General features: G+C 38.6%; 20 protein-coding genes and 6 tRNA genes. 10 read left to right on the top strand and 16 right to left on the bottom strand.

Annotated elements, in window-relative coordinates; translation table 11 throughout:
* Position 1: 1 nt before the first annotated feature.
* The 6 genes from clpX to AABJ44_RS06285 all read right to left on the bottom strand — a co-directional run bounded on the left by clpX (position 2) and on the right by AABJ44_RS06285 (position 3,831).
* A complete protein-coding gene (gene clpX, locus AABJ44_RS06260; RefSeq protein ID WP_074644847.1) occupies positions 2–1,276 on the bottom strand; it encodes an ATP-dependent Clp protease ATP-binding subunit ClpX in 1,275 nt (424 codons plus the stop codon).
* 12 nt (positions 1,277–1,288) lie between these two features.
* On the bottom strand, positions 1,289–1,888 hold the full coding sequence (gene clpP, locus AABJ44_RS06265) for an ATP-dependent Clp endopeptidase proteolytic subunit ClpP (RefSeq protein ID WP_074644845.1): 600 nt from the start codon (positions 1,886–1,888) through the stop codon (positions 1,289–1,291).
* 221 nt (positions 1,889–2,109) lie between these two features.
* A complete protein-coding gene (gene tig, locus AABJ44_RS06270) occupies positions 2,110–3,465 on the bottom strand; it encodes a trigger factor (RefSeq protein WP_338371050.1) in 1,356 nt (451 codons plus the stop codon).
* Positions 3,466–3,550: 85 nt separating this feature from the next.
* Positions 3,551–3,622 (bottom strand) — tRNA-Gly (locus tag AABJ44_RS06275).
* Between the two features lie 34 nt (positions 3,623–3,656).
* Positions 3,657–3,728, bottom strand: a tRNA-Gly gene (locus AABJ44_RS06280).
* Positions 3,729–3,751: 23 nt separating this feature from the next.
* Positions 3,752–3,831, bottom strand: a tRNA-Leu gene (locus tag AABJ44_RS06285).
* 143 nt (positions 3,832–3,974) lie between these two features.
* Between AABJ44_RS06285 and AABJ44_RS06290 the strand changes: the two genes are divergently transcribed.
* From AABJ44_RS06290 to AABJ44_RS06310, 5 genes are all read left to right on the top strand, one after another.
* Positions 3,975–4,298: a hypothetical protein gene (locus AABJ44_RS06290; protein WP_338371051.1), complete on the top strand. Its 324-nt coding sequence runs from the start codon at positions 3,975–3,977 to the stop codon at positions 4,296–4,298.
* A 99-nt stretch (positions 4,299–4,397) separates the two neighbouring features.
* Positions 4,398–5,504, top strand: coding sequence for an adenylate/guanylate cyclase domain-containing protein (locus AABJ44_RS06295; protein ID WP_338371052.1), 1,107 nt, complete (start codon positions 4,398–4,400; stop codon positions 5,502–5,504).
* A gap of 98 nt (positions 5,505–5,602) precedes the next feature.
* Positions 5,603–5,675 (top strand) — tRNA-Lys (locus AABJ44_RS06300).
* 42 nt (positions 5,676–5,717) lie between these two features.
* A tRNA-His gene (locus AABJ44_RS06305) sits at positions 5,718–5,789 on the top strand.
* 58 nt (positions 5,790–5,847) lie between these two features.
* Positions 5,848–5,921 (top strand) — tRNA-Arg (locus AABJ44_RS06310).
* A gap of 75 nt (positions 5,922–5,996) precedes the next feature.
* Here the strand turns inward: AABJ44_RS06310 and AABJ44_RS06315 are convergent.
* From AABJ44_RS06315 to AABJ44_RS06340, 6 genes are all read right to left on the bottom strand, one after another.
* Complete coding sequence (locus tag AABJ44_RS06315; RefSeq protein WP_338371053.1) at positions 5,997–7,457, bottom strand: ATP-binding cassette domain-containing protein; 1,461 nt, start codon at positions 7,455–7,457, stop codon at positions 5,997–5,999.
* Positions 7,454–8,260, bottom strand: a complete 807-nt coding sequence (locus tag AABJ44_RS06320; protein ID WP_074644837.1) for a hypothetical protein — start codon at positions 8,258–8,260, stop codon at positions 7,454–7,456. Before AABJ44_RS06320 ends, AABJ44_RS06315 begins: the two co-directional genes overlap by 4 nt.
* Positions 8,244–9,065 (bottom strand): ABC transporter permease subunit, encoded by an 822-nt coding sequence (locus AABJ44_RS06325; RefSeq protein ID WP_338371054.1) that lies wholly within the window; start codon positions 9,063–9,065, stop codon positions 8,244–8,246. Before AABJ44_RS06325 ends, AABJ44_RS06320 begins: the two co-directional genes overlap by 17 nt.
* A gap of 71 nt (positions 9,066–9,136) precedes the next feature.
* Entirely contained in the window at positions 9,137–10,735 is a 1,599-nt protein-coding gene (locus AABJ44_RS06330; protein ID WP_338371056.1) for an ABC transporter substrate-binding protein, read from the bottom strand.
* A gap of 2 nt (positions 10,736–10,737) precedes the next feature.
* Positions 10,738–12,177: an AAA family ATPase gene (locus AABJ44_RS06335; protein ID WP_338371057.1), complete on the bottom strand. Its 1,440-nt coding sequence runs from the start codon at positions 12,175–12,177 to the stop codon at positions 10,738–10,740.
* The gene (locus AABJ44_RS06340) at positions 12,174–13,802 is read right to left on the bottom strand and encodes a formylglycine-generating enzyme family protein (RefSeq protein WP_338371058.1); all 1,629 of its coding nucleotides are present in this window, start codon (positions 13,800–13,802) and stop codon (positions 12,174–12,176) included. The genes AABJ44_RS06335 and AABJ44_RS06340 overlap by 4 nt, the downstream gene beginning before the upstream one ends.
* A 397-nt stretch (positions 13,803–14,199) precedes the next feature.
* Between AABJ44_RS06340 and AABJ44_RS06345 the strand changes: the two genes are divergently transcribed.
* The 5 genes from AABJ44_RS06345 to csrA are packed head-to-tail and all read left to right on the top strand — an operon-like array spanning position 14,200 to position 18,511.
* Positions 14,200–14,637: a hypothetical protein gene (locus AABJ44_RS06345; protein ID WP_074644827.1), complete on the top strand. Its 438-nt coding sequence runs from the start codon at positions 14,200–14,202 to the stop codon at positions 14,635–14,637.
* Between the two features lie 3 nt (positions 14,638–14,640).
* Positions 14,641–16,515, top strand: a complete 1,875-nt coding sequence (gene flgK / locus AABJ44_RS06350; protein ID WP_338371059.1) for a flagellar hook-associated protein FlgK — start codon at positions 14,641–14,643, stop codon at positions 16,513–16,515.
* 26 nt (positions 16,516–16,541) lie between these two features.
* A complete protein-coding gene (locus AABJ44_RS06355; protein ID WP_338371060.1) occupies positions 16,542–17,786 on the top strand; it encodes a flagellar hook-associated protein 3 in 1,245 nt (414 codons plus the stop codon).
* A 30-nt stretch (positions 17,787–17,816) separates the two neighbouring features.
* Entirely contained in the window at positions 17,817–18,260 is a 444-nt protein-coding gene (fliW, locus tag AABJ44_RS06360) for a flagellar assembly protein FliW (RefSeq protein ID WP_338371061.1), read from the top strand.
* Entirely contained in the window at positions 18,260–18,511 is a 252-nt protein-coding gene (gene csrA, locus AABJ44_RS06365; RefSeq protein WP_074644820.1) for a carbon storage regulator CsrA, read from the top strand. The genes fliW and csrA overlap by 1 nt, the downstream gene beginning before the upstream one ends.
* 1 nt (position 18,512) lies before the next feature.
* On the opposite strand, the gene tsaB is transcribed toward csrA, so the two are convergent.
* From tsaB to AABJ44_RS06385, 4 genes are read right to left on the bottom strand one after another with little or no spacing between them, the layout of a single operon-like run.
* Positions 18,513–19,193, bottom strand: a complete 681-nt coding sequence (gene tsaB, locus AABJ44_RS06370) for a tRNA (adenosine(37)-N6)-threonylcarbamoyltransferase complex dimerization subunit type 1 TsaB (protein ID WP_338371062.1) — start codon at positions 19,191–19,193, stop codon at positions 18,513–18,515.
* 9 nt (positions 19,194–19,202) lie between these two features.
* On the bottom strand, positions 19,203–19,631 hold the full coding sequence (gene tsaE / locus AABJ44_RS06375; RefSeq protein ID WP_338371064.1) for a tRNA (adenosine(37)-N6)-threonylcarbamoyltransferase complex ATPase subunit type 1 TsaE: 429 nt from the start codon (positions 19,629–19,631) through the stop codon (positions 19,203–19,205).
* Positions 19,628–19,891: a hypothetical protein gene (locus AABJ44_RS06380; RefSeq protein ID WP_074644814.1), complete on the bottom strand. Its 264-nt coding sequence runs from the start codon at positions 19,889–19,891 to the stop codon at positions 19,628–19,630. Before AABJ44_RS06380 ends, tsaE begins: the two co-directional genes overlap by 4 nt.
* A gap of 44 nt (positions 19,892–19,935) precedes the next feature.
* The gene (locus tag AABJ44_RS06385; RefSeq protein WP_338371066.1) at positions 19,936–21,039 is read right to left on the bottom strand and encodes a PilZ domain-containing protein; all 1,104 of its coding nucleotides are present in this window, start codon (positions 21,037–21,039) and stop codon (positions 19,936–19,938) included.
* Positions 21,040–21,041: the final 2 nt, after the last annotated feature.

The following is a 21,041-nucleotide window of genomic DNA, read 5'->3' on the forward strand; positions in this document are numbered from 1 at the left end:
TTTAAGCACTTTCAATTGCAGCTGTGTCAGTTTTGATGAGAGACTCAATGTTCTTTTCTTTACCCTGTACAATTTTCTTTGTAACTGTAAAGGTTTTCTTTCCCTTGATATCAGGAATCTTGAACATTACGTCCATCAGCATTTTCTCAACGATTGTACGAAGTCCGCGAGCACCTGTCTTCTGACGGATTGCCTCATCTGCAATTTCTTCAATAGCGTCTTTTTCGAACTCAAGCTTAACATCATCAATATTGAATGATGCCTGGAACTGCTTTGTGATAGCATTCTTAGGTTCTGTAAGTACGCTTACAAGGTCATCGCGTGTAAGCTCTTTGAGGGCGCAGGTAATTGGCATACGACCGATAAGTTCTGGAATCAAACCAAACTTTACAAGGTCATCCGGAGTAACCTGATTCAAAAGCTTCATCTTGTCTTCGTCGGTCATCTGACCAACTTCTGAGCCAAAGCCCATTGCGTGAGATGAAACGCGCTGTTCAATAATCTTATCAAGACCAACAAAAGCTCCACCAAGAATAAAGAGGATGTTTGTTGTATCAATCTGAAGCATTTCCTGGTTAGGGTGCTTACGTCCGCCCTGTGGAGGAACGCTGGCAACTGTACCTTCAATAATCTTCAAAAGTGCCTGCTGAACACCTTCACCACTTACATCGCGTGTAATAGAAGTGTTCTCGCTCTTGCGTGCAATCTTATCAATTTCATCAATAAAAATGATTCCACGTTCTGCAGCTTCAATGTTTCCGTCTGCAGCGTTAATCAACTTCAAAAGAACGTTTTCAACATCTTCACCAACGTATCCGGCTTCTGTAAGGGTAGTGGCATCTGCAATTGCAAATGGTACCTTAAGACGCTGTGCAAGAGTGCGGGCAAGAAGAGTCTTTCCGCTACCTGTTGGTCCGATTAAAAGAACGTTAGATTTTTCAATTTTTACAGCATCTTCAGCAGCCTGTGCTGCAGCAGAAACTGACATTCTCTTATAGTGGTTGTAAACAGCAACAGAAAGTGTTTTCTTTGCTTCTTCCTGTCCTACAACATAGCTGTCGAGATATTCTTTGAACTCACGTGGAGTAGGTACGTCTTTAAGTTCAATAGGAGTTACATCAGCTTCCTGCTGGTCTAAGATTCCCTGACAGATTGCAACACACTTATCGCAGATAAAAGTATTGCCGCTTGGACCTGTAATTAACTTACGGTCTTTGCTTGCTGTGCTTCCGCAGAAAAAGCAGAAAACGTCATTATTGCTTCCAAATCTTTTCATAAAAATCTCCAGTTATTTGCGTGATGGCATTACGTGGTCGATCACGCCGTAATCAGCAGCTTCCTGTGCCGACATGAAAAAGTCGCGCTCAATATCTTCAGCAATTTTGTCTTTAGTTTTTCCAGTGTCATTAGCAAGATATTCTATAGAAAGCTTCTTTAATCTGATAATTTCCTTTGCAAGAATGCTGATATCACTTTCCTGTCCTTCAACACCACCACGTGGCTGGTGAATCATAACACGGCTTGAAGGAAGTGCATAACGCTTACCCTTTGTTCCGCCTGCAAGGAGAATTGCAGCCATACTTGCTGCCTGTCCCATACAGATTGTCTGAATATCGCATTTTACATATTTCATTGTGTCATAGATTGCAAGACCAGCAGTTACAGCTCCTCCAGGAGAGTTGATATAAATACTGATATCTTTTTCCGGATTTTCTGATTCAAGGAAGAGAATCTGAGCTACGACAAGGTCTGCCATCTGGTCGTTAATTTCGCCATCGATGAAAACGATTCTGTCTTTAAGAAGTCTTGAAAAAATATCGTAGCTGCGTTCCCCGTTACCTGTTTTTTCAACAACGTATGGAACCAGTGTGTTCATGCTTTCGTTCATAAAATCCCCTTTAGTACAACTAGTGTATCATATTAAATATACTGAATTTTTTGATTATTGGGTAGTGTAAATAAATAAATTTCTTACAGAGCTAAGGAGTGCATGGAGAGAAAAAAAATACGTCATTGCGAGTCAAAGGTGAAGCAATCCATAATAAAAAAGATTGCCACGTCGCTTCGCTCCTCGCAATGACGTATCTTTATATCAATGAAGATGTTTGATTACTGAACGTTAGCAAAGAGATCTTTGAAAGACATCTTGTCGCCCTTAGAAACCTTAACTTCCTTGTAGATTTCGTCGTAAAGCTTGTTTTCTTTAGCGTCGTCGATAAGGTATTCCTTAGCGCGTGGATCTTCGTAGTGCTTCTTAACTTCTTCTACAGTCATTCCACCTTCTTCAGCAATCTTAGCATACTGTGCTTCGATTTCTTCTGGAGTTACACTGATGTTGCGGTCGCGGATGAGGCAGTCTACGATGATACGAGACTTAAGCATCTTTTCGCTGTCGCCTGTCCACTGCTCAAGCATAGCTTCCTTTGTCTGACCAGAAGCTGCGATCATCTTGTCGAGCTGTTCTGGAGTTGTCTGGAACTGCTGTGCCAACATTCTCCAGCGGCCATCAAGTTCTGCCTGAAGCATAGAAGCTGGAATATCGAACTTGTTCTTTTCAACAAGCTGCTCGAGGAGAGAATTGTTCTTCATTTCCTTTACGCGGCGGCTTGCAGCAAGCTCCATGTTCTTTTTGATGTCTGATTTCATGTCAGCGAGAGTCTTGTACTTCTCGTTGCAGTCCTGTGCAAAGTCATCATCGAGGGCAGGGAGGTCACGAACCTTTACAGCCTTGATTGTTACGCGGATTTTCTTTGTCTGACCAGCGAGTTCTGGATCAGCATCATCCTTCTTGTATTTCTTTGTGATGTCTTTAGTTTCATCTTTCTTCATACCGATGATTTCGTCATCGATCTTGTAGATGTTTTCGCCGCTTCCAACTGTGAATACGAAGTCAGAGCGTTCTGAACCTGCGATTACGTTTCCGTCTTCTCCAAGTTCTGAGTAGTTGATTGTTACGATATCATCTTTTGCAACAGTTGCATCTTTCTTTTCGATAACCATTGCATTTCTTTCCTGCATAGACTTGAGCTCTTCTGCCAAATCATCATCAGAAACTGTAACCTGTGGCTCTTTTACATTTACGCCAGAGAAATCTTTTACAGTTACTTTTGGGAATACGTCATAGTGTACTGTATATGTAAGTTCTTTTGTGATGTCGAGTTCTGGAGCTTTGTCCATTACAGGCTGTGAATATGGAAGAGGGCGGTTTTCTGTTTCTTCCTTGAAGATTTCATCGAATGACTGATCAATGAGAGTTCCGATTGTGTCGGCTTTAATAGAATCTCCGTATTTGCGTTCCAAAACATTCTGAGGTACATGACCCTTACGGAAACCTGGAATCTGAGCGTGCTTTACATAGTTAGCAAGTGTTGATTTGTAAGCGCTCTCTACTTCTGCTTTTTCAATTGTTACAGTAAGCTCAACTGCCGATTTTTCAAGACTCTTGAATTCTTTCTTAAGTTTCAAAATGGTACTCCTGAGTAAGGCCGCTTGGCCTGTGTTTTAATAAAAAAATAGAGACACAAGAAATTGCGTCTCTATATAAGATTCAAGCGGAAAACGGGAGTCGGACCCGCGACATCCACCTTGGCAAGGTGGCGCTCTACCACTGAGCTATTTCCGCATTATTCTGTATTACAGGCAAACGCCTTTAATCGAGCGGAAAACGGGAGTCGGACCCGCGACATCCACCTTGGCAAGGTGGCGCTCTACCACTGAGCTATTTCCGCATAAATCTTGTTTGTAGTCAAAGTGCGGGGGGAGAGACTTGAACTCTCACGCCGAAGCACCAGATCCTAAGTCTGGCGTGTCTGCCAATTCCACCACTCCCGCGAGTGAAAAATCACATTCAAGTCTTGCGACTACGGTATGTAAGAATATAGAAATAAGTGGATTATGTCAAGATATGAGCATTGTTTTTATTAGATTTTCATAATTTTTCTTGAAAGCATGAAATAGTATGATAAAATAAAATAATGGAGTTAAACAAAAAGTTAATTGCAAAAATGACAGCAATATACGGTCTTATTGTTGTTGTTTCCAATATGATTGCAGTTCTGGTTCCTCAGTTTATTTCTATTCCAGTTTTTGATGAAGACAATATTGAAAAGTGGGAAAGCTTTTTAAGACAGAATAATCTTTCTATGATTGCAATGCTGTTCGCATTTCTAATACCTGCTTTCGTTTGTATAATTTATGCTAAACGTATTTTTAAAACCGATGAAAAAATAGTTAAAAATATAGCTGAAATTCCATCTGTTTTTTCTCTTTCATCAGTTATAGGATGGAATGTTTACTAATTAATTGAAATTCCATTTGTTCTTTATGCAAAATCATATTTTGGGATTCATATAAAAGCGATTCTTATTTCCAGCTGGGGATTTGCTCTTTTTTCGGGAATGACAGCCTGGACTTTATGCTATCTTCCTATTGAAATATTGAATCGAACAGTTCTTCTTCCAAAGGTCTTTCCCGAAGGTCATATTTCAAGACAGAACTTTTCTGTACGTCCTTCTTTTAAGCATCTTATGCTTTACTGTTTTATGGTCTCTTCTGTTTTTCCTGTTATTATTCTGCTTTCAAGCCTAATATCAGTTCAGATAAATAATGGACTTGCAATTAACAGGGGTGTTATTTTTGTTTCAGTACTGCTTTTAATAATTGCTTTTACAATAACAATAAGCCTTTCAAACCTGATATTGAATCCACTGAAAAATTTGACTGAAGCATCAAAAAGAATTCAAAGCGGAGATTATAAAACAAGGGTAGGGATTGTTACTGCAGATGAGTTAGGGCTTCTTGCAGACAGTTTTAATGACATGTCGGACTCCCTTGCAGAAAAAGAGTTTATGCGGGATACCTTCGGTAAGGTTGTTGATCCTGAAGTCCGGGATTATCTGATGGGGAATGGAAAAGAATCTCTGGGAACAACGCTTGGAGGTGAAACCCGCGAAGTAACAGTTCTGTTTTGTGATATAAGAAGCTTTACTGCTATGAGTGAAAAAATGGAAGCGTCTGCAGTAGTACAGCTTTTGAATAAATATTTTACTGCGTTTGGAAAATGTATTACAGCTCATCATGGAATCATAAATAAATATATTGGTGATGCAATTATGGCAATTTTCGGAGCTCCTGTTAGTTCAAATAACAGTGCAAAAGATGCCCTTGATGCTGCTTTAGATATGAGAAAAGCTCTTGTTGAAGTGAATAAGGATTTTGAAGCAGAGGGCCTTCCTCAGCTAAAGTTTGGTATTGGAATTCATACTGGTCCTGTTTTTGCAGGAACAATAGGAGCAGCTAATCGTATGGAATATACTGTAATTGGGGATACTGTAAACACTGCCAGTCGGCTCGAATCTCTTTGTAAAACCTATACGACTGATTTGCTGCTTTCAGAAGCGTCTGCAGAAAGAATTGATGAAAATAATGAACTTGATTTTATTGCAGATGCTCAAATCCGCGGAAAAACTGATACAATGAAGCTTTATACAGTTAGAAAAAAATAATAAAAAAAATTAAAAAAATTGTTAAAAAATGCACTAAAGCACTTGATTAAAAGTTATGTTTCATGTATATTCATTATCACTAAGTCACTTACGACTTCGGGCCATTAGCTCAGCTGGTAGAGCAACAGACTCTTAATCTGTGGGTCGCAGGTTCGATCCCTGCATGGCTCATTAAAGCTTCTTGCCAAAAACAAGGAGCTTTTTTTTAATACGGTGCCTATAGTTCAGCGGTAGAGCGCCAGATTGTGGATCTGGTTGTCGTCGGTTCGATCCCGACTAGGCACCCTGGGTGCAGGAAATAAACTTCTTGCACCTTTTTTTTTGATGGCAATTTTGCCAGAATGCGCCTGTAGCTCATCTGGATAGAGCACCGGACTTCGAATCCGGTGGTAGGAGGTTCGAATCCTCTCAGACGCATAAATTGATTTCCATAAAAAAGGGGCTGTCCATTTCAATATGGACAGCCCCTTTTAAATTGTATTTGCTTTCTATTTATTTTTCGATTGCATACATACCGACTAATTCTGGGAAATCGTAATTCTTTTCAATGAAGTATCTTAAATCGAAATCTTCATGTGTTACAACAACCAGAATTGTTGCATGGCTTGCAAGATAATCTGAAATTACCTTCATTACATTCAACCGTGTGTCAAAGTCAATATGTGCAAATGGTTCATCCAGAAGGAGGATGTCAGGCTTTGCAGTCAAAGCACGGGCAATATCCATACGCTTCATTTCGCCGGAAGAAAGCATCTGTGGCTTACAGTCAAGGTGAGCTTTTGTAAGGCCAACCTTTTCCAGGTTTTCAGCAAGTTCTTCAATAGTTCCTTCGTTTCCTGCATTAACAATCTGCTGGAATGAATCGCGGATTTTTAAATCCGGGAAGAACGAGAAACGGGAATCCTGCTGAACAACAGCCATTCTCTTTCTGAAAGGCTTGAATACCTTAGGGTCACGGCCATTTTCATATGGCTTAAGCGCAACAAGGTCGTTACCTTCCATAAGAATCTGACCGGAAGTTTCATCAAGAAGACGCAAAATTGCTTTAATAGTACTTGATTTACCGCATCCAGAAGGTCCTGTAATACCGTAAATTGTAGAACGCTCAAATGTAAGGTTCAGGCCTTCAAAAGCAGTGAACTTTCTTTCACCAAACAGACCGCGCTTATTATAGCGCTGAGCAACGTTCTTCAATTCAATGGCAGAACCCGAAGCACCTTTTTTAGCCTCTGGTTTTTCGTATCCTTCCATTTCTGGAAGCTGTTCAATCTTGCTGAGAACGCCATCTTCGAGCTTATATGCGTCTGTAAGAGTAAGGCGCTTAATAAAGTCGAGGTCATGGCTAACCATAAGGAATGTCTTTGTCTTATCACAAAGGATTTCTTTGTTTAAGAATTCAACAAAGTTCTTTCTAAGGTTGCGGTCAAGGTTTACAGTTGGTTCATCAAGAAGAATAAGGTTACCTTTGCGTGAAAGCAGAATCATCAATGTAATACGCTGCATTTCACCACCAGAAACTTCATCCGGATAGAGGCGGGCAAATGCTTCAAAGTCCAGTGTAAAGAATTCCTTAAGGCGGCGTACAATCTCCGGCCGGCATCCAGGTGCCAGCAAGGCAAGGTTCTGATCAAGTGTTAATGCCGAGTTCATTACCTGCGCAGTTTCTGCAGGAATAAACATAAGGCCTGACTGTTCAATTTGAGTCCACTGATTAAAACCAAGTTTTTCACCATCAATATATGCATCAATTCCGTTTACCTTCATGCTTCCTTCAAACTTAAAGATATGCATTGGCAAAATTCCGGCAATTGATTTAAGAAAAACTGATTTACCAGTTCCGGTCGGTCCCATAATAACAGAAGCCGAACCTGCTTCAATTGAAAAATCACATTTGTTAAAAGTAATTCTATCTCTGAGATGAATACAAAAATCTTTTAATTCTACAGGTTTCATGCTTCCTCCTTCTTATCACCAAGTACAATAAGGAAAGCAGTACTTAAAGCAATCAGGATAACAGATGGGATCCAGAACATGGAAGGTGTTCCATCGAATCCTAAAAGTGTACGGCGGTACAAGGCAATTAAAGCACCAGGGCTTGTATGCTGTGGAGTACCAGTTGCTCCAAGACCTACCTGGATAACAAAGCCGAATGATGTATCAAGAACCAGAGTCTTAAGCAAAATGCCTGCAACAACACGCTTTAATGTATCTTTCATTAATGCAGTTTTCATCAGAACAGAAAGGATTCTGCCCTTTGCAAAACCGTAAGAACGGAATGAAACGCTATATTTCTGATGATATAAATCAGAAAGTGGAATAGAAATACTTCTTACTGCTTCAGGCAAAACAGTTGCAGTAGATGCAAGTACAAACACAGCAAGTGAAAGGAATGCAGATGTATTACCTGAACTCTTTGCGAGAGCACCAGAAACTGGAGCATAACAGAAGAGGGCAATAAGAATAGAAGGAATTGATTCTATGGCATTCAAAATGTTTGAAAAGAAACGTCCTACTTTCAATGATAAGACACTCAAAAAGCCAAGTATATAGCTGATGAGCATTGCAAAAATCATTGTAGAAACTAAAGTAATAGAGAGTTCTTTTACAGAGTTGAAGAGTATGCGTATATAATCTGCATCACGCAATTCTTCTGAGAAAATACCACTAAACCATGTCCAGGGAAGCCATGAAATAATCAATGGCAAAATAAACAATACTACTACAGTATATTTTAAGATGTTAAATTGCTTTTTCATATACCCTCGGATAAATCAGGAATAGTATCGTTTTTACAAGGAACGATACAACAGCATTTATACACAAAAGTACAAATACTGAAGTAACAAGAAGGTCAGTATTAGTCTGTACAAGAGCATCAATTAAATTACTTCCCAAGCCTGGGAAACTGTATGCAATTTCAGCAATTGTAACTGATCCAATAATTGCAGGAACCTTTCCTGCAAGATAAGGAATAAAGCGAGGTAAACTTGACTGGAAAAGATATCCAGAATAAGTACCTGGTAGCGGGAAGAATCTTCCAAGATTTCTTCCTAAAGTTGAGAAAACAATGGCATGTGTCTGATTTACCTGACTGATCATGTCTGTTTTCAAGAAGTTGGTAGCATCCCATGAAAGACCACCCAGAACAACAGTTACCAGAGCAATGAAAAAGAGTGGTACGCCGTTTCCAAAAGTTACATAAGCTACCCAGAAACCGATAAACAAAGGAATAGCAGCCAGAATAGAAGCAATAAAACTCCATACCTTTTCAATTTTTTCACCAGATTTCTTTGCAAAGTGTATAGCCATATATCTGCTGGTTACAGCATAAGATGAACATACAAGTGCAATTAAAATTACAAATGCCAGGGAAATCATTGCTAAAGGAAAAGTCTGAATGGCACCGGCTACAATAATCTGTCCAGATGTAAAGCCAACAGTCTTTGAATTGGCATTACCGGAAATAAAAAGTAAAAAAGAACGGCCTGCATCTGCATAAGCTTCAGCAGGGGCTCCAATTGATAGAAGATAAAGTAACGAGAGAACTAAAGTTCCTACCACGGCAAAAATAATGCCGTGGAGGAGCAATTCTCTAACTAAAAAGCGTAAGAATCGCATTAATAACCTCTTAATTAGTTATCAAATTTCCATTCTTCTGCAGACAAGAACGGGTTATCTGTTGCTATATAGACGTTAGTTAAGCCGCGAGAGTAAACATCTTTCTGAAGAGAACAAAGTCCAATTGTAGGAGACAATTCACAGATTTCTTTATTAAGTAAAAGAGTCTGTTTAATCCAGTCTGCTGTTACAACTTCTTTTTCCCATGTATCAAAAAGTGAATCAAGTTTTTTGTTTGCAATACCAGTGATGTTTTCTGAAGCGTTTGTTCTGTACAGGCTGCCCATTGTTGAATAAATGTTATCAAAACCATCATAGTACATAAGAGCGAGTTCATAAGATTTCTCTTTGTATACCATTCTCTTAAATACCTGGTCACCAGTACGTTTAACTTCAACATTCAAACCGATAGCTTCAAGCTGTTTTGCGATACCATCTGCAAGCTGCTTACCGAATTCACCCATAGAGTCAGGATAGATAAGTTTTGCATTCTGTCCCTGAACATCACCTGTCTTAGCAAGTTTCTTAGCCTTTGAAAGATCATATGGCATAAGATCTGGGAGTGGTGTATTAGCATACTCTGGAATATTTACTTCAAAAAGATTTGATGGGAATGGACCGTAGTTGAGTACAACTCCTTCTTCCTGATCTGTAATTCCTGGAACGAGTTCTGTTCTGTTCAACGCAGTTGCCATAGCCTGGCGTCCTTCTGCTTTAGGGAACAATTCTGTATTGATTGCGAGGCTATAGAATGCATATGGCATATAAGAATTGATATCTACCTTTGACATTTTTGCAACTGTGTCACGATCCATAGGGTTAGTTTCAAGTACGAGATTTACACGACCTTTGCTCAATTCGTTCATACGAACGATAGGGTCGATTACACGTTTGATAACAATTGATTCAACCTTTGGAACGTTTCTGAAGTAGAGACCATTCGCCTTGAATGTAAGCCACTTACCGATTTCCCAGCTCTGGAGCTTGTAAGGACCAGTTCCGATTGGCTCTGTAGCGAAACGTCTTTCGAGTTCACCGTCACGCATATTTACATCCATATCTTTTCCTTCGAATCTTGAAGGAATGATTTTGAATGTAAGAACAGGGTAAGCACGGAATTCAGGCATAGGATTTTTGAAAACAATCTGTACAGTCTTGTCATCAAGTGCTTCAACGCTTTCAATGAAAGAATTCAAGTAATCTCTTTTTGGAGAGTTATTTTCTTCAAGCACATAAGCGTTATAAGAATAAACAACATCTTCAGCGATAAGAGGGCTTTCATCATGCCATACTACATCTTCACGAAGTGTAACTATATAAGTTTTCTTATCTTTCTGATTCTGCTCAATGCTTTCTGCAAGAGCAAGTTCTGTGTAAAGCTGATTTGTCTGAGGGTCAACTTCAAAGTTTGTAAGACCATCAAAAATCAATTCACTGACATTCATACCAGAAGTGTTCTGTTCCAGAACCGGATTGAGAGAATCTGGCAGTGTAGAAACAGCAGCTACAGCACCCTTTGGCTGTGCCTTCCAAATAACAACACCAACTACAGCAGCAACTACAACAAGTGCTGCTACGACAATAGAAATTATACTCTTCTTTCCTAATTTCATACTTAACGCATCCTTGTGATAAATGAACTATATACAACTACTTCACCAGAGTAATCTTCTGTCTTACCCTTATCGATTTCGAAGAAGTAGTTTGATCCCTTAAGCTGAGAACCAGCGTTCAATACTGGCCATGAGTTACCAACTCTTGAGCTGCGGCTAACAAGGTCTTTAAGATTATTCTTTTCGATCAGTTTTCCGCTCTTTGTATTTTCATTGAATACTCTAACATTTCTGTTATCCTTCAATGTAATTACAAGGTCATTCATTTCACCCTTAGGGATAGATACCATACCCCACCAGTATTCAGCTTTCTTCTGCTTTGTAGCACTGAATTTTGCAGGACGAGATTTCTTGCTTTCTGCTGTAGAACCAGGAGCTGGGTTGAACAAACCAATCATAAGAGGCATTACAGTCTTACCACGGCTTGCAATTTCCTTTTCTCTGGCAATTTCTTTGTTGATCTGAGCAATTTTTGCAGAGAGATCTTTTTTCTGCAAAGTAACTTCATCAAGTACATCCTGATCTACGTTCTTTTCATGCTTAGCAGCAAAGTCGAGGAGTTCGGCATAAATTGCATCGATATTCTTTTCGATTGACTGATAGTGCTCAAGGATTTCTTCGAGCTTGTAGTTACCATTTTCTTTGCCTGTCATCTGGCGGGCAAATTCTTCACCAATACGCTCTTTGTATTCGTAAATCTTATCACGGTAAGCACCTTCAAGCTGAATAGCAACATCCTGGTTCAATTTCTTGAATCTCTTTTCAAATGCAGAAACACCAGCTGTTTTACCAACTCCAGAATTATTTATAAGATTTCTAACTTCTGCTTCAGAATCAGCAAGACTTTCCTTAAATGAAGTCAACTCTTTAATTCTTTCATCAACATCTTCAATTTCTTTTATTCTGTCAGATTCTTCTACAGCATTCTTGCGTTTTGCTTCGATAGACTTACAAACATCAAGTTCCTTAGCAACAGTATTGTATTTGTCGCTCTTTCCGTAAATCTTTACAGATTGTGTATACATATTATTTGCATCATTCAGGTTTTCCTGAGATAAAAGAATATCAATACACTTTACAGACAAATCAATACCTTTTTCTTTTACGTCTGCTGGAAGTTCCAGTGCTGGATCCAATGCCTTAAACTTAGCAAGTGCAGTATTAGATGCAGAAACCAGTTTTCCTGAATTTTTTACACCATCTGTACCGTCAAGAGCATTTTTTCCGGCGTTGAACAAAGTAACGTAATTCAAATATTTTTTCTGCTTAGCAGGCTCTTCAATATCTGTCCAATATGCTGTAGCTGCATCAGGTCCTCTTGAATTCCAGGCATTGATACCTGCTGCAACATTAGGATCTCCATCAATAACTTCTGTAGATTCACATGAAACTACCAGCGCTGTAAGTAAAACTGCAAATAAAACTTTTAATGATTTTTTCATTTAGAAACCTCCTTTACTAAACGGAATCCTACATCAGGATATTTTTGAGTTTTATCAATGTTTTTATAGTTTGAAATTCTCAAATCATTTGCACCATCCATCCATGAACCACCTTTAACAGTTCTCATTTCTGAGTCTTCTGGAAGATTTCTCATAGAAGTTGTCCATTCCCAAACGTTTCCAGACATATCCATGAGTCCCCATGCATTGATTCCTGTCTCAAATGCTCCAACTGGAGATGTATACTTATATTTTCCATTGCCTTTATAATTTGCTTTCTTTCCCTTTGAAGGATCATCATCACCCCAAGGATAAATAAACTCAGCACCAGCTCTTGCAGCAACTTCCCATTCATCATCTGTCGGCAGACGAAGAGTTGCATTAATCTGAGTAGAAAGCCATGCTGCATAATTTTCAGCATCTTCAAGAGAAACTCCAATAACAGGCTGATTAGGATTGTTGTAATCTGAGTTTACAAAATATTCAGGAGTATCTTCATTTCTTGTGAGATAAAGATAAAGTGCATACTGATAGTTTGTTACAGGAGCTACAGCAATATCAAAAGCTTCAAGAGTTACTGTATGAGCAGCTTCTTTTTTAGCAGCCTTTGCATCGTGTCCAAGGGCACCAACATTAAATTCACCACCTTCAACATTTGCAAAAGAGTATGTCTGATTGATATCTGAAGCAACAAAGTATCTTGCATCAACTGAAGAGATATTATCAATTGCACGCATCTGAGGAGAAACAAATTTTTCTGCTCCGAATGAAGTTGTAATTGTAAGGTCAAGAACACAGTTCAAATATTCTTCTGAAAGAGGGAAGTCAATTTTTGCTGAACCAGTTGAATCTGTTTTTACGAAAGAAACAACTTCTTCAAGTGTTGATTCTTCAGAAAGAACTGAAACATAAGGTGCAGCCCAGACAGTCTTTAACTTAAGCCCAGAAACTGGAGTGCCTGCATTATCTTTTACAGTAATTTCAATTTCAGGATTTTCAGAAAGAATACAGTCTTTTACTGAGAATGAAACTTCAAAACCTTCTGCAATAGTCTTGCAGATATTTTCAACTTTTCTTGAAAGAAGTTCTGTAGCTCCATCCTGGTATGTCAAAAGATTTGTTTCACCATTTTTTTCGAGTGTGCTCAAAATTGAAGCTGCAAGTTCGAATTTAACGGCAACATCTCTGCTTGAAATAAGCTTGTTATAATCAGAAACAAGAGTATCACGAAGTTTTTTCTGGAACGCAGTTTCATTTTTTGTCCAGTCAACTTCTTTAATTCTGTAAACTACATTGTCGCCGCTTTTGCTCTGAGAGAAAGGTTTTATATTACCAAGTCTTTCATCAACAACTTCTTCACCTACTGTAATTTTTTTTGCAGCTGGGTCAGAAACACGAACCATTGCAGTTAATGCATTTTCAAGCAGGTCTTTTTTTGCAATAGCGATTGAATCCTCAAGGGAAGAACCTTTTCCGTATCCATAATAGAATCCGTCTTCTTCCTTTACCAATTCATTTTTTGGTTTTGATTTTGATTTTGCACTTAATGAGCTGCATGCCACCATTGTAATGAACAATGTAAGTGCAATTCGTTTAATCAGTTTCCTTGTGTTTGTTAAACACATAATTAATCTCCTTATGCGAAAAGAATTCGCACAAATATAATATTAAATTTGATTTAGGACTTTATTAATTAAATTGGAAAACTTTTAGGAATTAACTGATAACTTTGACTTTAATAGTATTTTTAAATAACATGTCAACCTCCATAATAAGGAACAGTTTTTTCTGAAAGCAGATTTTAAAACTGTTACAAATTTAGTTAACAATGTTTAATTATTAATGGTTACCGCAAAATCAAAAAAAATCAAGATAAAAACATATCATATTACTAACGAAAACGTTTTCTTAGCATAAAATTTTCACATTTTTTAATTTTTTTTCTTATAAAAATCACTAAACAAAATTTTCATAATTCCGATATTCAAAGGGAATGACCATAATTTTAAAAGAGGTTTTGAGATGGACGAATTAATTAATGAATATTCAACAGTTCTTGCAGAGGAAGAAAATCTTCTTGATCGCCTTACAGAAAAACAGAAAATGCTTCGTAAGGCAATAACAGATAAGGACTGGGAAAGTCTGGTTGGACATATAAATGAAGTAAATCTTATTTCAGACAGCTTTCAGAAATTCGATGTTCGTCGTGATGAAATTCAGGAACAGCTTAAAACAGATGAGATCAGACCATATTTTGATCGCTTAGGTCGTCTCCGTACAAAACTCCTTAAATGCAAGGTAGAAAATCAGGTCATTTCAAATTATGTAAATGTAACTCGTGAGTTTATTGCAGAAGTAGTAGAGAAGGCTCTGCCACAGACCCGCAATAAAAATTATACGAAATACGGCACTATCACAAAATCAGAGCCTGCAAGCGTTCTGGTAAATGTGAGGGGGTAAAATATGGGATCAACATTTTCTGGAATTGAATTAGGAAAACGCAGTATTATGGCAAATACAGATGCCATCACAACTGCAGGTCATAACATTTCAAATGCAAATACTGAAGGTTACAGCCGTCAGAGAGTTCAGATAAAGGAGTTTGATCCTCTTTATAAGCCTGATCTTGAACGACTTGAGCGCCCTGGTCTTATTGGACAGGGTGTTGATGTTCAGTCAATCAATCGTATACGAGATGAATTGCTTGATGAACGTATTGTTGCCCAGGCAAATCAGGAATCATACTGGGATACACGTTCAAAATATTACACCATGATTGAACAGATTTATAATGAGCCAGATGATATTTCTGTTCGTTCGAATATGGACAAATTCTGGGAAGCATGGCAGGAACTTTCTATAAATCCGGAAAGCAAGGCAGCCCGTCAGGCAGTTGTAACTCGTGCCGAAACCCTTACAGATTCAATTAAACAGCGCTGGGAAGCTTTAGCCGGTGTAGGAAATCTTATTGATGGTGATATTGAAGCAACTGTAAAGCAGGTAAACAGTTATGTACGCCAGATTGCAGACTGCAACGCAGAAATCGTAAGAAGCCGCGCTATGGGCGATAATCCTAATGATTTGCTTGACCGCCGCGATCTTCTTGTAGATAAACTTTCTAAGTTGATAAATATTTCTACAGACCAGCGTGATAGTGACGAATTTATGGTGCACGTTGGTGGCCGCGTAATCGTACAGGGAAATATTGCCCGTGAAATTGACCTTGTTCCTCGTTTTGATGATACAGGATACAGCAAACTTGTATGGAAAGATACTGGAAATGATGCTGTATTCAATGGCGGTACACTCGGCGCACTCGTAGAACTCCGTGACGTAGACGTTCGTAATGAAATTCAGACATTAAATACAATGACAATGAACTTTGCTGACCTTGTAAACGATGTACACCGCAATGCAGTTGGCGCAAATAAGGTTACAGGGCTTGATTTCTTTACACAGCATAGTTTTGTTGAGAATGCACACGGTAATTTTGACAGAAACGGAGATGGAGAACTTGATACATCATATATTTTCCGTTTTACAGGTACAAATGCTCTTGATATGCAGCAGCAGGTTGGAATTGAAGGTGTAATGAGATTCAGCGGTTCAACTGGTGAAGTTCAGGTTCCTTATTTCCACACAGATACAGTAGAAACAGTAATTGCCCGCATAAATGACAGTACAAGCGAAGTAAAAGCTTATCTTGATAAGAATAATCACCTTGTTTTGAAGGCTACTACAGCACAGGATGTAGAGAATCCTGATTTTGTAATCCGTCATGTAGAAGATTCAGGATATTTCCTTGCAGGTTATTCTGGAATCCTTGCAGGAACCGGTGAAGCCGGAGCTTATGATTTTGCTCAGGCTGATGCAGTAAATGCCCTTGCAGCTGGAAGTCAGTATGCAGTTTCTCCGGTTTATAATCCTTCTGCTTATATCGAAGTAAATCAGGCTTTTCGTAACGACGTAATGAGCGTTGCAGCCGGTTATATGGATGCCGCAGGAACAGCTCCAACAGGTGACGGCCGTGCTGCAGTAGAAATTGCCGCTATCCGCAATACAAGCGTTATGGTTGGCGGTATGAAGACCTTTGATGACTACTTTGCAGATACAGTAACAAATGTAGGTCTTAAAGGTGAACAGGCAGAAACAAATCTTTTGAGTCAGAATGCAATTATGGATGATCTTCGTAATCTTCGTGACTCAATCAGTGGTGTAAATATTGATGAGGAACTTGCCGAAATCATGAAATTCCAGCATGGCTATAATGCTGCGGCTAAGTTTATTACAGTCTGGGACAGTTTGATTGATACAGTTATCAACAGATTGGGCGTCTAACGGAAAATAAAGAGAGGAACTAGAATATGCAGAGAATCAGTTCACAGATGAATAATAACAATACTCAGAGCAGTCTCCGCCTTCAGGAGAGCCGCCTGAATCGTGCTAATAACCAGATCGGGTCTCAGCACAGAATCCAGCAGCTTCGTGATGATCCTATTGCGGCCGGCCATTTGGTGCGATATCAGTCGTATCTTGGACGCGTAAATCAGTTTGAGAAAAATGCGCTGACACTTTCTGATCAGTTTACTGTGCGTGAAGGCTATATGACTGATTCTCTGGAAATTATGCAGCGCGTACGCGAGCTTGCTGTAACTGGTGCCAATGGAATTTATACAAAAGAAGATATGTCTAATATGGCTACTGAGGTTGATGAGCTTCTGAAGCAGCTTGTGCAGAACGCAAATGCGGTAAGCGCGGACGGTAATTCAATCTTTGCCGGAACAAATACTAAGGCAACTGCTTTTGATATTGAAATGGGAAATGTAGAGGGCAGTGGAGTTCCTCTTATTAAGAATGTTCGCTACAACGGAAATATTGATGTAAATCGTGTAGAAGTTGATGAAGGAAAATACCTTGTAAATGATAATGCCGGAATCAAAACTTTCTGGGCAGAAAATCAGCAGGTATTTGGTTCCCGTGATGCTTCTCAGTGGCAGGCAAGCAGTGATACAGTTATTTCTGTTGATGGTGTAAAAGTTGAAATTAAGCAGGGCGACAATGTATATGCCGTTGCTGCAAAAATCAATAATAGCGGCGCTGCTGTAAAGGCTACAATTGATCCTGTACGCAATGCACTTAATTTTGAAACAACAGATGCACGTCAGCTCTGGCTTCAGGATATAAGCGGCAGTACACTTGAAGAACTTGGCGTAATAAAAGATGCTTCACAGCTTCCGCCATACAATCTGGCCACAGGAGCACGCGTCAGCGGCGGCAGCATGTTCGATACAGTCATCGCATTCCGCAACGCTCTCCTTGCAGGTGACCAGGAAAGCATTGGCGGCCGTGTTCTCGGAGCACTCGACAAAGGAATCGACAGCCTTGTTACCAGAATCGCAAAATCTGGTTCTGAATATGAAAGAGCACAGCTTAATGCAACAAGAAGCAGCAAACTTGCTCTTGATGTAACTTCAATGGTTAGCCGTGAAGGCGATCTTGATTTTACAAAGGCTATTACAGACCTTAAGATGCTCGACTATACAAATCAGGCTACCTTGAGTCAGGCTGGAAAAATGTATTCATCAACATTATTAAATTATATGCGTTAATAAAATCATAAAGCAAACAGGAGATTTTAGATGGAAATAGTAACTAAAGCCCATGGAAAAATAGAGATTACTGAAGACAGGCTTATCACAATTCCAGAAGGACTTTTTGGTTTTGAAGAATACACAAAATATGCTCTTGTGGATTCAGATTATGAACCATTTCTCTGGCTTCAGTCTTGTGAAGATTCAAATCTTGCATTCTTGATTGTAGATCCATTTCTGATCTGCAATGAATATGAAACAGATATTGATGATGCTTCATTAAAGAAAATCGGAATTACAAAACCTGAAGATATAATTATAATGACAATTGTAACTGTTCCACATGATGGTTCTTCAATTACTGCTAATTTCCAGGGACCTCTGGTAATCAACAAAAAAAATCATCAGTGTATGCAGGCAATCCTCAGTGATAACAGATGGTCTACAAAGGTTGATATCGTTCAGACTTTAAATCAGAAAGGAGGGTGTTAATGCTTATCCTTTCAAGAAAAATCGATGAGAAAATTAAAATTGGTGATAATATTACAATTACCCTGATTGATGTTCACGGAGATCAGGTAAAAATTGGTGTTGAAGCTCCTAAGGATGTAAAGGTATTCCGCCAGGAAGTTTTTGATGCCATTCAGAATGAAAATAAAGCTGCTGTTGTTCAGACTGAACAGTCTGGCAATGAAAAGGCAATCAATGCTGTAAGTGCTTTAAGTAAGCTTCTTAAAAAATAAATTAAGAAATTGTACCGTTAAGTTTGAGCTCAGCCTCACTTGCTCGTAAATAAACCGGACCGTCAAAATCTTTAAGCGGTTCGGCTTTTTTTTCTATAAGCTCTTCTGTCATAAGAATAAGAGCTTCTGCAGTTTGAGCCGGTACCTCTGGCATCAGGAATTTTATATCAGCAAAAACCGTCTGCAGTTTTTCACAGAGTTTTGTTGCATCTGGTCCGCAGACAAAGACTGTATCTAAATCTTTTACAGCTTCTGTAATTTTTTCAATTTCATAATCATCATCTTTCAAAAGGATATTTGACCCATCTGAAAGGCGGGCATAAAATTTATCTTTGTTTGCATCAATGCAGGAAAGTACAGTAAATCCTAAGTTTTTATATGGATATGCATAAGCTTCAAGGCTTGAAATTCCGTAAACAGGAACATTATAAGCCAGTTCAATTGCTTTAAGAGCTGAGATTCCAAGTCTGAGTCCGGTAAAACTTCCCGGTCCGATTGTAAGAGCTGTTGCATTTAATTCTGATGGCTTCAGTTCTGCTTTTTTCAAAAGCTCATCAATTGAAGGAACGAGAATCTCTGACTGTCTCATTCCAATATCATAAGTTGCAGAAATAAATTTAGAATCAGTTTTTACTGCGAGTGAGATACGTGTAACTGCGCAGTCCAGTGCCAGAATATTCATTGTTTCTCCTTAGATGTCCCCATTATTCCAGTTTTCAATTTCAATAAGACGGCTTCCATCATCCTGTGGAGTAAGACGAAGTATGATGGTTCGTGAAGGTAATTCTTCCATGATCTTTTCAGACCATTCTATAATGCTTACTCCATCTCCATAAATCATATCGTCTGTACCAAGATTGACAAAATCTTCACCGCCTTCAAGACGATAAACATCCATATGATAGAGAGGCATTTTTCCGTAATATTCGCTAATCAGACAAAAAGTAGGACTTGTGATGGTATCTGTGATTCCAAGTGCCTGAGCAATTCCTTTTGTGATTGTTGTTTTTCCTGCAGCAAGTGTTCCCTGCATTGCAATAACATCGCCTTTTTTAAGCTTATTGCCGATGCGTACACCAAGTGCAATTGTTTCTTCTGGAGAATTAGTTGTAAAAGTCAACAAGGCAGTCTGCCTTCAAGCTCTTCTGTAAAAATATATTCAAGCAATGCCTTTTTTACCGGGATAAGAGGGTAGTTAATAGGCTGTGGGAATGAGAGCTCAATAATCTTTTTTCCCATAGGGCTTGTTTCAATGCTAAAGAAAATCTGAACTGTATCTGTGCTTGTAGGAAACTCCATTACAGCATCACAAGTGTATTTTCTGAGATAGAAAATCTGCCCTTCTTCGCGCTGAATGTTTTGTAGCTCAATGACTCTCATATTCTTATAGAATACTCCAAAATATCGCTGTTATCAAGTATTTTCTACAACTCATATTTATAAACAAGAGTGTGAATCCTGTTCTTTGTTGCAAGAGAAATCTGTACAAACTGAATATGAAGTGCCAGTTTTCCGGTTGGAAGTCTTCGGGTTCTTCGAATCATTCCAACTATAGTTTCATCAATACCAGTATCTGGAAGTATAACGCCTATGTATTGCTTTTCCTTAATCGGAAGGTCTGTCTGAATACAGCATCCACCTGCAGAAATGTTTGTAAGTTTTCCCTGATATGATTTTTCAGAGAACGTATACTCTGATTCGCCTTTCTGAGGTTTATCAATATGTTTAACAGATTTAAAATGGCATTCCTTTTCAAAAAAGTCTCGTTTGTAATGTCGCTGTGCCTGACATTCAAGCTGTTCTGAATGAGAGAGTACCATATAGAATTTTCCGTCATTTCCTTCGTTATAGCGGATAATTCTGGTAACTAAATTATAGGAAAGTCCATCTGAAGTTCTGAAGGTAAATCGGCTTCGTGTGAGCAGTTCTGGTCTTCGTGGTGATTTATATATGAACTCAGGAATCTCTGCTGTAAAGAAATCTTTCTGATTCTGAGTTACTGTAAACGGATACTGTTCACCTTCGTTTGATATATAAAATATAAGTGTCTGCTCGGCAATCTGTCTTGTTGAAAGAACTTTTTTGTACTGAGCAACTATCATTTCGAGCTTAAAAAGTGTAGTGAAGAAATTATTAAGTTTTTCGTCGTTGAAAAGATTCTGCTGCTTCATTATTTCATAAGCATTGCGGAATAATTCATTTACTTCATTGTTGCTTTTGATTGAATAAAGAATGTTATTTGAATCAGTTATTCTACAAACATCCCATAGAGTGTCAATTTCGATTTGGGAAAGGTTGTTTTCTTTTCCAAGTTTCTGAACATCCTTGTATTTTGTTTTGCGGTTTCTTTCTTTTTCGATATATTCTTCTGATTTATAATAATTCTTGATCCTCATAAAGATTATGAAGACAACTCCAAGAACTGCTGCGAATGCAGCCAGAAGAATCAGAATTATTACTATATCCGGTGCATGAGTTTGTCGTGCTTCTATTGGGGAACCGCTACCTGAACCTAATAAAAAAAGCATAG

The sequence above is a fragment of the Treponema bryantii genome, from assembly GCF_036492245.1.
In the GTDB taxonomy this organism is placed as follows: domain Bacteria; phylum Spirochaetota; class Spirochaetia; order Treponematales; family Treponemataceae; genus Treponema_D; species Treponema_D bryantii_C.

What these genes read in the sequence shown, in the direction of transcription:
- clpX (WP_074644847.1), bottom strand. Translation starts at nt 1,276, where the DNA reads ATGAAAAGATTTGGAAGCAATAATGACGTTTTCTGCTTTTTCTGCGGA.
- clpP (WP_074644845.1), bottom strand. Translation starts at nt 1,888, where the DNA reads ATGAACGAAAGCATGAACACACTGGTTCCATACGTTGTTGAAAAAACA.
- AABJ44_RS06290 (WP_338371051.1), top strand. Translation starts at nt 3,975, where the DNA reads ATGGAGTTAAACAAAAAGTTAATTGCAAAAATGACAGCAATATACGGT.
- AABJ44_RS06295 (WP_338371052.1), top strand. Translation starts at nt 4,398, where the DNA reads ATGACAGCCTGGACTTTATGCTATCTTCCTATTGAAATATTGAATCGA.
- AABJ44_RS06315 (WP_338371053.1), bottom strand. Translation starts at nt 7,457, where the DNA reads ATGAAACCTGTAGAATTAAAAGATTTTTGTATTCATCTCAGAGATAGA.
- AABJ44_RS06320 (WP_074644837.1), bottom strand. Translation starts at nt 8,260, where the DNA reads ATGAAAAAGCAATTTAACATCTTAAAATATACTGTAGTAGTATTGTTT.
- AABJ44_RS06330 (WP_338371056.1), bottom strand. Translation starts at nt 10,735, where the DNA reads ATGAAATTAGGAAAGAAGAGTATAATTTCTATTGTCGTAGCAGCACTT.
- AABJ44_RS06335 (WP_338371057.1), bottom strand. Translation starts at nt 12,177, where the DNA reads ATGAAAAAATCATTAAAAGTTTTATTTGCAGTTTTACTTACAGCGCTG.
- AABJ44_RS06340 (WP_338371058.1), bottom strand. Translation starts at nt 13,802, where the DNA reads ATGTGTTTAACAAACACAAGGAAACTGATTAAACGAATTGCACTTACA.
- AABJ44_RS06345 (WP_074644827.1), top strand. Translation starts at nt 14,200, where the DNA reads ATGGACGAATTAATTAATGAATATTCAACAGTTCTTGCAGAGGAAGAA.
- flgK (WP_338371059.1), top strand. Translation starts at nt 14,641, where the DNA reads ATGGGATCAACATTTTCTGGAATTGAATTAGGAAAACGCAGTATTATG.
- AABJ44_RS06355 (WP_338371060.1), top strand. Translation starts at nt 16,542, where the DNA reads ATGCAGAGAATCAGTTCACAGATGAATAATAACAATACTCAGAGCAGT.
- fliW (WP_338371061.1), top strand. Translation starts at nt 17,817, where the DNA reads ATGGAAATAGTAACTAAAGCCCATGGAAAAATAGAGATTACTGAAGAC.
- csrA (WP_074644820.1), top strand. Translation starts at nt 18,260, where the DNA reads ATGCTTATCCTTTCAAGAAAAATCGATGAGAAAATTAAAATTGGTGAT.
- tsaB (WP_338371062.1), bottom strand. Translation starts at nt 19,193, where the DNA reads ATGAATATTCTGGCACTGGACTGCGCAGTTACACGTATCTCACTCGCA.
- AABJ44_RS06380 (WP_074644814.1), bottom strand. Translation starts at nt 19,891, where the DNA reads ATGAGAGTCATTGAGCTACAAAACATTCAGCGCGAAGAAGGGCAGATT.
- AABJ44_RS06385 (WP_338371066.1), bottom strand. Translation starts at nt 21,039, where the DNA reads ATGCTTTTTTTATTAGGTTCAGGTAGCGGTTCCCCAATAGAAGCACGA.